The organism is Maribacter aquimaris, from assembly GCF_014596745.1.
Classification (GTDB): domain Bacteria; phylum Bacteroidota; class Bacteroidia; order Flavobacteriales; family Flavobacteriaceae; genus Maribacter_A; species Maribacter_A aquimaris.
Window position 1 is genome coordinate 17,931 of record NZ_JABTCF010000003.1, and the last position, 12,400, is coordinate 30,330.

Genomic DNA, 12,400 nt, shown 5'->3' on the forward strand with positions numbered 1-12,400 from the left:
GATTAGTTTTTTAAAGTGAAATAGTTGTACTCACGGTATCGTACTTCTTCATCATCTAAACGAAACGAAAACTGCCACTCGCCCTTCCATTGTGATATTCGTAAAAGAATATCATTGCGCCCATTCTTGAGTGGCAGTATAATTTCCGTTTCATCTATGATAAAAGGTTGTTTTATAATTTTGGAGTGAATCAATTTCCCATTCACGAATATTTCCATCCCGTCATTGCTTCCAATAAATGCCTTCACGTTTTTGGCTTGATCGGCATCTAAAGAACAGTACGCATAGGCTACACTTTTTTCATTGGAGGTAAACTGCTTTCGTAAATTAATGACAGAGCCATCGATGGATTGGAATTCCGTCCATTGGTACTCCTTTCCCCTATAGTTTAATGTTGTTCCTTTAACAGGGGGAATATCCTTTTTGGGATTAGGATTATAGGTGAAATCGGGAAGTACTTCCAATGTATCCAACGGAATACTACCCAATAGTAACCAGTTTTTAAAATATATTTTGTTGTTTTCCTGCAGATCCAAACCTATTTGAAGTGGAGGGGCTAAAGACAGCCCTAAATCCAGATAGGTTAATTGTTTGTATAAGGCCTGCTCTAGTTTGTGCAGGGAACTTTCCTTATCCTTATAAAATTCCAGAGCATAATCAAGTCCGTAAATCTGATTTTCCTTTAACCAAGCTTGACGGAATCTATTGGCCAAAAGACCATACATTTTATGGAGTTCCCCTACTTGAGCCATACAGGAAATAAGTATTGCCCTGGCTTTAGGGGTATGTGACAGTTGTATTTTTGAAGCCTCCTTATAATCTTCCGCAATGTTCAACAAGGATTCTTTGCTATGTAAAAGTAGGTGGTATTGGTCTACGATCAATTCCAAGGATTGCATCTCCATTTGGTTCCTTGTGGCACAAGGTTCCTTTAAAATACTCTTGGCATTTTTTATATTTTCAAGTGCCTCTTTTAGACCAACGGTCTCCACGATCAAACTATGTCCTGCTTCCGGTAATAATTGCTGTTTCCAAATGGCATCGCCCATGGCAAACGTAAGGGGGTTATCCTTTAGCTTAAGTAATTGTTCAACGGCTTGGAAGTAGGTGTCGCTGCAACCAAAATTAACTTGACCATATCTTTCGTTGAATTTTGGGGTATCTCCAACATTCCAGCTTTTTTCGGCAGCGAAGCCCACACCAGACCAATCGTTGGAGAAAAGATGTATTCCGCCATCATCCCAAATAGTAGTGAACACCCCCTTGGCCCCTGTTTTGTAACCCGCCTTTGAAAATTCGTCGATATTTGTCCTAGCCATAGTCAGGTCAGGGAACAGTCGATTGGAATTCAAGATTCCGGGAGTGACCATAAAATCCAATTTTCTATCGGCGAAAGGTTTTATCCATGGGGAAAAATCTTTCTTGGCACCATATTCCCAAGTAAGATACATGATGTCCTTTGGCACCATATCCAATATTTCCTCATATTTGAGAATGATATCACCCGCCATCATCATTTTTTTATTCTTCTTTGCGAGAATGCCATGTAAAAAATTGATATGTTCGGCATAAAAGCGAGGAATTCCCACACTTTCTGCATAGGCTTTGGTTTTTCCACGTCCTATATCCCAGGTTTCATCACAGAAGACGTTAAAATAAGGTGAGTTAAAGGCATCGATATATTCTTCCAATATGGTTTGTAAAAATAATTTCGCTTTTGGGTCAATCGGTGAAATCATTGTACTGGTCGCTCCCATATCCTTATATTGGGGATATGCCAATATCTTTTCAAAGTGGCCAAAAGATTGGAAAGTCCCTATGAGGTGCATGTAATTCTGAGCTGCATATTCTGATAATTCCCTTATTTGACTCAAGGTCAATTTGCCATCACCAGGGGCAAAATCGGGATAGGTTGGCGATTGTATGACTTTTTCCACATAGAAGGTCAGGGCATTTATTTTCAATGCCGATAACCGATCGATCTGTTGTTTAATGTATTCAAATGTTGAAATTGGTCCCCGACTGATGTCATCCATGATTATCCTTTCAGGGAAATCGGGCCAGTCTATGACCACAACTTCTTTCTCCCATTCCGAGGCAATCAATTGTCTCAATGTTTGTAATCCATAGAAAAGTCCAGCCTGACTATGGGCAGCCAACATGAATTGTTTTTTCCTTAGAACCAGAACATAACCTTCATTCCCAATCGTTGCTATTTGGTCTTCTTGGACCGCTTTCAAGAGCATGGCGTCAAAATCCGGGTTATCCCCGAGGATACCCAGTAACAATGGTTTCTTTGTGGTACCGGAATGGGATGGTTGTTCCTTGAAATATGAATTCCACAATTCGACTAGATTGCCAATATTGCTTCCCTTGGATACCTGTAATTGGATATGGTCCAAGTCCATATTATGACCACCCTCTTTCACTATCTGGGGTAAAGGGACTACAGGAAGATTTTGTGAAAAGGCGGAATGGCCCATGCACAGCTGTACGAACAAGAACAGAAAATATTTAGGATGCAACATCTTCATCAGTTTTTGTTTTTTGACGTTAGAAAGGGAAAATCTCCTTCGAGTTCTATGTTTTTGGAATCTTTGTCCTTTACGAGGTAATGTAAGGCAGGATATTGATGGTTACTTTGAATCCAACCATTCGTGCTTTGTCGAACGTCAACTACCTTTTTGGTGTTAATATCCGATTGTAGATTTAAACCGGAGAGGGAAAATACCTCTGTATTATCGATTCGGATACCCGGTCTTGGATCCTTATTTGTATGCCGTATGTTCACATTCGACATTTGTAATTGTTTTACATTCCTAATAAAAAATCCATAGGCAGGAAGTTTTCCGAACATAGTAGCTTCTGGATATGCGTTTTCCATTTCGGGAACTTGGTCGGCAGCCAATTCCGATTCTCCAGTTTTGGAAACCATTATATCGATATTATGCAAGGATACATTTTCAACGTTCGCCCCAATTATGCCGGTTATTGAAGACCCCGTTTCCCCTGCACCGGTAGCTGTGATATTGGAGATTCTGATATTCCTTATTTTTCCTAGTCCTGGAATAGCTGCAGAAGGGTTGTGTTTTCTTGCTCGATTTCCCAATCGTATAAATAAAGGTACTTCCGGACCTTCCATAACCACATTGTTAATGGATATATTTTCCATGATTCCCCCATCTACCACTTCCAATGAAATACCACTAATACCTTCGTCGAGGCCATAAATTTTTGTCTTACTTCTTGATGGACGTATGATACAATTGGAAATGACGACGTTTCTGAACCCTCCTGTGGATTCCGTTCCCATTTTAAGTCCATTGCAATGGCTGCTGATGATACAATTCGTGATCGTAATATATTCCGAAATCAATGGGGATGTACTTTTTAGCGTTATTCCGTCATCATCGGAATCCCCGATGATATTGGAAATAGTGACATTCTTACAACCATCAATGTCCATCATATCATTATTTTTATTCGAATGGTTCCATATTCGCAATCCGTCAAGAGTCACATTTTCGCAACCTAAGTAGTGTTGCATCCAAAAAGCGGAATTTTTCAATTCGATATCCTTTACGGTTATGTTTTTGGAATTGGAAAACCAAAGCAGGTATGGTCGATTTTTATAACGTTCTGGTTTTTTATTCGTGGTGATTTTAAAAGTTTCCCCTTGTCCATTGATTGTCCCTTTACCCGAGATTTGGATATTGTTTACATCCTTAGCGAAAATTAAGGCTTGTTTTGCCCAACCTTCACCATAAAAACTAATTCCCGCATTGAGTAAGGGGTAGTCTTTGGGGTTGGTGCTTCCCCGAAGTTCGCTTCCTTGACTGAGGTGTACATGGGTATTGTCCTTGAGAATTAAAGTACCGGTAAGAAAAACCCCTTTTGGAATTAGGACCGTACCACCGGAAGAGGAACAACGGTCAATAAGTTTTTGGATAATGGTCGTATTATCTTTTATTCCATCCCCTATGGCACCGTATTCCGTAATATCATACGATTGGGCCAACAAGACATGGATCGACAAAAAGCATATTACCATTTGCAGATTTCTCAAAGTCATATACCCTCTGTGTCTATTTCCTTTCATTTTAGCTAAAGTCATTACCATTTTATAACTTTTCTATTGGAATAACTGATGTTTTTCGATTTGCTTTTCCAACCAAAGTGCTGTTTCACTATATGTCTTGTCCAAATTCCCCACATTGGATTCAGCACCACCTATATCTATTCCGAACCGACCGGAAAAACCGGTTTTTTTCAAGCTTTGAAAAAAACTATCCCAATGAACATCACCGGAACCAGGCATCAAGTGACCCAATTGGCTGCCCGTATTATCGGATATATGGATGTATGATATTTTATTGGCCAGCCTTAATGAACATAGGGCAAGGTTGTCTTTAAGAAAGAACTGATTGGCCGTATCCAAATTAAAAACAAGGTTTTTTCGATCAACAATACGGGCGAAATTCTCAAAACCATCTGTGTTGGAGACGAGACTCCCTTCACAAGGATGTAAATGATATTTCAGGCCATATTTGTCGGCTATATCACATGCATCGCTATAGGTGGTAGCCAGTCCTTTCCAATAGGTTTCCCATTCTAAATTCTCAGGTAAGGGCAATCCGTAAAGTTGATCCCCCGTATAATGTCTCTGGATCGGCATATCGCTAGGATAGTTATAAGGAGGTAAAGGACCATTGTCCAAAACACCTTCTGCACCTAATGCTTTGGCAATTTCACATCCCTGCTCAAAATACCGTAACTGTTTTTGTCTCACTTCATGGTCGAAGGCACTCATTTCAGGAAGAACGATGCAAAAAACGGGGACTTCAAGTCCCAATTCCTCAACTTGTTGCACAATATCCTTCTGATTTTGATATAAATATTCAATATTCGCATGCCCTATACCCTCCAATTCAATGGACGAAAAACCCAGACTTGCCATTTCCCTAATATGTGCCGTGGTATTCTCCACTTTTGGTGGATAACCATACTTACTGATTGTATATAAATAAGCACAAGTGATTTTTTGACTTATTCTTTTTGACTTTATTTCCATATAATTTTAAAATCAATTTAAAAGAACAGACCCATATACCCCACTACAGCCATATATATGGTGAATAATAGGATAAGAATCATGGTTATATTTTGCCTTATATTGAACTTGTATTTCCCCATTATTTTTTTGTCATTCAATAATATCAAGATGAGAAAAAGGATTAGTGGGGTTGCCATTATTGCGAGTGATTGGGAAGCGATCATTATAAAGATAGGCCTGCCCCCAAATAATGGAAAGGTAACACTTATCAAAATTCCTAAAATTATCAAACCGCGGGAAACGGGTGACTTTAAATTGGATTTGACCCCTTGAAAATCGGACCAAAGCCACGGTGCCAACAATAAGATTGGAAAAAGCGATGAGAGTCCGGCGCTTACAATACCAAAAACAAATATGGAGGATGCAAATTTCCCCGCCAAGGGCTCCATCAATTTAACCATATCAATAGCATTTTCTATATGTAAGCCTTTTGGGAATAAGGTACCCGCAGCACATCCCATAACCGCTAGGCTAAGTATGAACATAAGCCCCGATGAGATTGCCGCATCACGTTTTTCAATTTTCAAATCCTTTAGGGTCCATCCTTTTTCTGAGACCAAAACCGATCGAACGACATAGAGTACACCTCCCATTGTGGTTCCCACCATACCTGAGATTATCAAAAAAGTGTGATTTTCCTTTGGCAATGTCGGAATCAAACCAATCAAGTAATCTACCGGTGGCGGACTTGTGACAAAAAGGGTCATTAAGAAACTTGCTGCCATCAGACCAACGAACACCGCCAATACTTTTTCAAAAAACCTATACCTACCCTGCCAAAGAAGAAAGACGAGTATGGCGCTAAAAAAAAGCCAAATCAGCATGGGATGAAATCCGCTACCATCCGAAGTGTATGGTCTGGACCATTCTTGTATTATCTGGGTCACAACCCCCATTATCCCTATACAAGAAGCAAATTCACTAAGAATCAAGGACAATAGGATAAACATGGCTATACCATAACCAAAACGACTTCTAAAGCTTTGTAATACCGTTTTACCGGATACTATGGTAAATTTTCCAAAACTGATAATTAAAAAATAGGTAAACACGCAGGACAATAAAAGCGCCCAACTCAGCCGCAATCCGTATTGGGCTCCTGAAGTGGCCATAGTGGTAACACTTCCTGTACCTATATTATATCCCAATAAAAATAATCCAGGAGCTATAGAAGACACTAAAAGGGCTACCTTGCCTTTGAAAGCTCCTAATTTGCTTCGATATCCTGTATTACCCAATTTGTGTTTATCGCCCATTCCGTTATTCGTATTTCGTGTACGTTAACGCAATATAATAATAAAAACGTGGGCGTACACGTAAATTGTTTATTTTTTTTTAATTATAGTTCATTACTCATTTGATAATACTGGTAATTCTGGTTGGTCAAGATGTCTATGGGCATATATTGCATTTCTTTGACATCAGCGCCTAGGACCAAATATTGATAGAGGGTCATTATTCCCTGATAGCCCTGAAACTCCGGTTTATGGCAAATCAAGAAATGAATGGTCCCATTCTTAAGATATTTCAGGTTCTCCTCGGTCATATCATACCCAATAATAAAAATATCCTTCCGACCGATATCCTCCATAAACTTGGCCACAATATTCACTCTGGAATTGGTGACGAATATGCCTTTTATATCCGTATGGTCCTTTAAAAGATTTTGTAAACTATCCTTTATGTAGGCATAATCCGTATGTCGGATATCCACTTTAATAACAGGTCTAGTACTCCCTTTATCAATTAAATAAGACCTAAACCCTTGTTCTATGTGAAAATCATCAATCTTCCAGGATATGTTTGCGACAAGGATCTTGTCTTTCCCATCTAAACAGTAATCAAATAATTGGGCCACCTGCCGACCACTATCATTTAAATTAAAACCGATATAACTAAGTGCTTTTTGGTCTTCAAGATAGCTATCAATATAAACTAAAGGTAACTTCTGCTTATTACAATCCGCCACAAACTGTCGGGCATCTTCCTTAAAAAGTGGCGATAGAATAACCCCATGTACTTCCTTCTTCCATAGATTATCTATTTGGGTAAGGAAAGAATCCCTGGAATGAAGTTGAAAAAAGCAGTAATATATTTCAACCCCATATTGTTTAATTTCCTCTGCTGCCCTTTTCATTCCATTAATAGGGGCATTCCAAAAATCCGTTTCTTTCGAAGCCGATGGCACCAATACCCCTATCCTGTATATTTTTTTTGAAGCCAATCTACTGGCAAGAACATTGGGTTGGTAATCCAGTTCTTCAATAATCTTTAGAATTTTCAATCGGGTCTTTTCGGAAACCCCTTTTCGCTTGTGTATCACCCTATCCACTGTTCCTATGGACACATTGGCTCTCTTGGCGATTTCCTTAATACCGTAGTTCTGTTGTTTTCCCATTATATAATTTTCATGGACCTCAATATGGTAGTAATTTGAATAATAGCAATTAGAACGTATATCGTAGATCATCCTTTGCTCCCTGCAATATTACGAAATCCTTACAAGTTGTTTGGAATATCTTGTTTTAACTACTTATTCCTGTCCGTTTCATACTAATTCAACTTTTTTATTTAAGAGCTTCTACAAAGCATCGAAAATTGGGGTTGTACTTCTAGGTTGATTCGGAAAAAGCCTATTGTAGATCCTTGTATCAATCTATTTTGCAATTGATGAACCGCATGCCACGGTTCCTCTTGCTTGCTACTGTTATTTTAAAGCTTTGGCTCCATTTAAATGGAGGAAAATCAGGGGCATCAACTGTTCCCCTATAATTCTATAAGGGTTTTTCATTTGGATAAATGTTTGTTCACGGTTTGTCGTTTAATTAAAACCCTTTGCCCGTCATTCTTGGTTCTTTTCATCAAACCCATTTTCCGTTCGCACTTCCATTTTTGTGGTATGGGCTTTTACCGCTTCCTTGGTAAACCAAGCATCACGCATTTCCTTTTTGGAGAATAATTCCAACTGATCACCATTATGGGGAGAATCTTTTTGGGTTGCATTTCCATAAGACAATAGTACTTTGGCTTTTACTGCTTCACCAAACTCTATGATACCTACCCAAGAATCACCCCCACCAACGAACATATTATTTTCATCATTCCCCTCGGGCCAAGCCACGCGAAAGACGCCCATAGAACCATCGATGCCATTTGCGGGCAGGTCTTTACCGTTATAGTGAATCCTATAGTAATCTCCCCAAGGGATATCCAAACGACCAAATTTGGATTCAACCTCAAGGGCCGCCTCTGCCAATAGTTGAACGGCTACATTTTGGTCAGCAAGGCCATCCGGGGTTGTATTTGGTTTATCCATACTCCATGGCTCCGTATAATTGGATTTTTTCCGAACATTGAATTTTTTTGCCCAATTATAGAACAGGAGCATTCCTTTACTATCTGCATCCGCTTCACGATCCCAATTTTCCAAAACTATTTTGGCCTCCTTTGCCTTTTCTGAACCTGAGGCCTCAACCGCCAAAAACAAATCATCCAAAATCCTATCTGCGAATTCGAGCCGTGTAGACAGTTTGTAGTCCACTAACTCATCAAAGGTAATCGATTCGTCTTCCATCAACATCCTTGCCGCACGTTGTGGTCGAAATCCCATATTTTGTGGGGACATATAACCAGGATAATCATTGGGGTCCAAGGCCATGGGTATTGTGCTTGTCCACGGTGGATCGTTGGCATTTTGAAGCCAGCCATTTACAGGGTCTTTTACTTTAGGCAAATCGGCATAATCATGAACCGCTGTCCATATATCAGCAGATTTTCCTCCGGGAATTATACGGTCCCAATACGACCAAGAATCTTCATTTCGTTTGGGTACCAGTCCATTGAATAGATAGAAAATTCCACCTGATTTATCGGCATACATGACATTCCAAAACGGAATTTGTGCCATCTTCAAGGCTGTTTCAAACTCGTCAAAATTAGAGCTGTTGATCATTTTCCACCACTGTAAAACCAATTCGGGCCTATCCTGTCCAACCATACGCAAAGCCAAAACCTTACCGTCTTTTTGATTGACCACTGGCCCATGGACGGTCCTAAGCACAGGTATTTCCTTTTCGACCAGGGAGCCATCCTCCTGTTTTATTTTAATTGTTCTTTTAGTCTTTTCAAATGCCTTTACTTCCCCATCCAACACGTAGCCATTATCCTTTACTTCCAATTCATACGTATCAGCATTATCAATGGTATTGTTGGTGTGGCTCCAACCTAAATGTTCATTGAACCCTATGGCAATTCCTGGAAGCCCCACCAAGGTACTACCATACATGTTTTTACCTTTTAGGTTTAGGTGTGATTCGAAAAAAAGGAATTCACGCCACCAGGGTAAGTGTGGATTCTGTACCAGCATGGCATTTCCTGAAGCCGATCGTTTGGGGGCAATCGCATAGGCATTACTACCCATGTCCGGCCATCGTTGTACACGTCCCAAATCGTTGCCTCCGATGAAACGTGTAAAAACGACATACATAAGGTGCATGTTTAGATCCTTTGTGGTTATGGGCAGAACTATTTTATTCTTCTCATCCAAGGCTTCTGGATGGGCTTTTGCATAGGCATTTAAACCTTCAACAAAGGATTTGTAAATTACCTTGGTTTCCGGGTTTTGTTCCCTTTCCCATTTATCCGCCAAGTCTTCAAACCCTAGGGTATGGATCAGTATATCGTTTTCAAGTTTTGTTTTACCCCAATATTCAGAAGCTTTACCTCGAGAACTACCATAGAGCTCCAGAATCAGATTGGCGTGATTGTGCATCTGTGCCCAACCCTGTGCAAAAAATAAATCCTCAATAGTATCAGCTGTAATATGTGGTACACCCCAAGTATCCCATGCAATCCGTGTTGCTGTATTCTCCGTTTGGGCGTAGGAGATATTAAATAAAGAAAGGACAAAAAAAGCAATAATTAAATGGATTTTCATGATTTATGGTTGGTTTAGAAGTGGTAAATTAAATTTCAAAACAAAGGTTGTCAATGGATTACAGTAACAAGTTAATATTTTTCTGTTTTATATTCCCAACAAAATCAATCAAAGATCCTACCGTTTATTTGAACTTTTCAGAAATTAGAGCATTCAAATAATAGCGAGTTCATTACTTCCTTTCTTAAAAAAGGATACCGTTACAATACCATCATAATTTTCCTTGAGAATTTCATTACTTTGCCTTGAGAATGAAATGGAATCCTAAAAATCATAAAAATTAGCTTCGATACCCAATTCGGCAATCCCTTCAACAGCCTTTCTGATTCCATTTTTTGAAAGTTTCCAATAATTCCATCCCCATGGATTTCCCTCTTTAGGAATTAGAATTCAAACTTTATTTTTTTACGGAAGCCAATCTAAGCCTATTAGCGGTTGTATGCTTTACATGGCCCGTTTCCTTAATAATCTTAAGGATTTTTTTCTGTTTCCTTTGATACACCTGCCCGCTTATGCAATACCCAATCTACAGTGCCAATGGAAACATTGGCCAATTTTGCTATTAATTTTATTCCCAGTGATAAATCAAAAGTTCTACATAGAATTTAAAAATAATATATACCCAATACCAATTACAAACGGGCTACAAATATATTCTTGAATTGTATGGACATTTCCCTATTCGGGTGAAGCTGAATACCTATCGGTCCTTTTAAATTGGCATTTTCAAGGGTATAGTTCATGACTTCCTTTCCATTGAGCCAAACTTTATAGGTGTTTCCCCTGGCCATCGCTTTTATGGTGTTCCAATCATCCAATTTCAATAATTCCTGGATCCCATGTGCCTCAACAGGATATCCTGACTTAGGAACGTAGGGTGATGCTGTCATGTCGCGCTTTAAGGAACCCGATTCCCCGATTTGTATTTGCGCATTTTTTTCATCGTCCCCACGCATAAAAATACCCGAATCAATGGTACCTTCTCCAAATTTGAAGTCCATTTGAACCACAAAATCTTTGTAATTTTTCTTTGTCCATAAAATCGATCCTTGTTTTTCCAGATCACTTTTTGCCCAAAGCACACCAGCATCCACAGACCACCAAATATTACCTTCAGGAGTGTTCCATTGTTTTAAATCCTTTCCATTGAAAATAGATTTCATTTTAGGCTGCTTGGTTTGCCCAAAACTATTCAATGTCATCACAACTGTGAGAATTAATACACAAAGTAGTCTCATTTTTTCCATCTTAAATTCAAATTACTTTCCATTGAAATCGGCAGCGGATTCATTGATGGCTTCTTTGGAAAGTGTTGATCCATTATGTATAAGGATACGATAGTTAAAGGTAACCGACTCGCCTTGGTTCAATTTTAAATTCAGTGTATCCTTTCCTTCTGAAAAAACGGCCTGTCCTAAGGGGTTTGCCGCAAATAGCCCATATCCCCTAGCATGCCAATACGTTGGGTATCCAATATTCTTTTCGTGATCGATTATGGTTACCGATACCGTTTCGTCCTCCATGTCGCCCTCTAATTTCACCCATTTATTTCGGGTACCCCAAACATCATCGCCCGTTAAACCTTCGCTTCCAAAATAATTTCCATTCACTCCGGTATTGTTTAGGGCTTTTATCTCGGTTACATTACCTTCTGCATCGGTATAAACTGCTGGTTTGTCAGAAGAAATTTCCAACTCACGCGTAACCCGCATCCCTAACATACCTTCTTTATTATCCTTAAATAAAACATCTTGTAAGGCTTTTAAGGTGGTTTTCCTATCAATACTTCTTGAATTTCCTTTTTCGCTAAAAACAAACTGGGTCGTTTCCTCCAAAAGATCAACAGCATCCGGTGAACGCCAAAAAGACCTGATACTAAGTATGCCTTTTTCTTCGTCCATATTTGTGATTTCCTGATGGAATATAGTTCCATATTTGTGCTTATCTTCTGCGGGAATGGCATAGGAATTATTCCAAAAATCCAATCCATTGACATCACCATAATTGAACCAAAGTCCAGCATGATGTGGATGATCAACACGTTCGTTGGGTCTTGGTGTAAATGGAAAACCCCTAGTGACCGTTTTTCCACTTTTGGTACGAATGGGGTATAAAATTGGCTTTGGGGTTTGCCCATCATACACATAACTTGTGAACAGGTCACCATTTATCAAGACGTCGACTTTTTTATTCAGTTCATCACTAGCGAAACTTATCTTCGATGATTGTACCATTTTACTTTCTTTGGAAGCATCCGACTCGGACCCTTCCTTTTTCTCCTTACAGGATGCTAGCAACAAAATAAGAATAAAGCCATATCCAACAATCTTTCTAGGAATCTTTACCATACC

8 protein-coding genes are annotated in these 12,400 nt (G+C 39.2%); all 8 read right to left on the reverse strand.

Translation table 11 applies throughout. The annotated features are described in order from the left end of the window. Positions 1-2: 2 nt before the first annotated feature. The 8 genes from HPE56_RS06225 to HPE56_RS06265 all read right to left on the reverse strand — a co-directional run bounded on the left by HPE56_RS06225 (position 3) and on the right by HPE56_RS06265 (position 12,397). A complete protein-coding gene (locus tag HPE56_RS06225; protein WP_188242917.1) occupies positions 3-2,534 on the reverse strand; it encodes a glycoside hydrolase family 20 zincin-like fold domain-containing protein in 2,532 nt (843 codons plus the stop codon). Further along, positions 2,534-4,099, reverse strand: coding sequence for a glycoside hydrolase family 28 protein (locus HPE56_RS06230; protein WP_188242918.1), 1,566 nt, complete (start codon positions 4,097-4,099; stop codon positions 2,534-2,536). Before HPE56_RS06230 ends, HPE56_RS06225 begins: the two co-directional genes overlap by 1 nt. Before the next feature lie 33 nt (positions 4,100-4,132). Next, positions 4,133-5,071, reverse strand: coding sequence for a sugar phosphate isomerase/epimerase family protein (locus HPE56_RS06235; protein ID WP_188242919.1), 939 nt, complete (start codon positions 5,069-5,071; stop codon positions 4,133-4,135). Positions 5,072-5,088: 17 nt separating this feature from the next. Continuing rightward, positions 5,089-6,369: an Nramp family divalent metal transporter gene (locus tag HPE56_RS06240; RefSeq protein ID WP_188242920.1), complete on the reverse strand. Its 1,281-nt coding sequence runs from the start codon at positions 6,367-6,369 to the stop codon at positions 5,089-5,091. A gap of 83 nt (positions 6,370-6,452) precedes the next feature. After that, positions 6,453-7,511, reverse strand: coding sequence for a LacI family DNA-binding transcriptional regulator (locus HPE56_RS06245; RefSeq protein ID WP_188242921.1), 1,059 nt, complete (start codon positions 7,509-7,511; stop codon positions 6,453-6,455). Between the two features lie 444 nt (positions 7,512-7,955). Continuing rightward, the gene (locus HPE56_RS06250) at positions 7,956-10,049 is read right to left on the reverse strand and encodes an acylase (RefSeq protein ID WP_188242922.1); all 2,094 of its coding nucleotides are present in this window, start codon (positions 10,047-10,049) and stop codon (positions 7,956-7,958) included. A 632-nt stretch (positions 10,050-10,681) separates the two neighbouring features. Further along, positions 10,682-11,212, reverse strand: a complete 531-nt coding sequence (locus HPE56_RS06260) for a 3-keto-disaccharide hydrolase (RefSeq protein ID WP_223170214.1) — start codon at positions 11,210-11,212, stop codon at positions 10,682-10,684. Between the two features lie 96 nt (positions 11,213-11,308). Beyond that, positions 11,309-12,397 (reverse strand): DUF6807 domain-containing protein, encoded by a 1,089-nt coding sequence (locus HPE56_RS06265; protein ID WP_223170215.1) that lies wholly within the window; start codon positions 12,395-12,397, stop codon positions 11,309-11,311. Between the last annotated feature and the right edge of the window lie 3 nt (positions 12,398-12,400).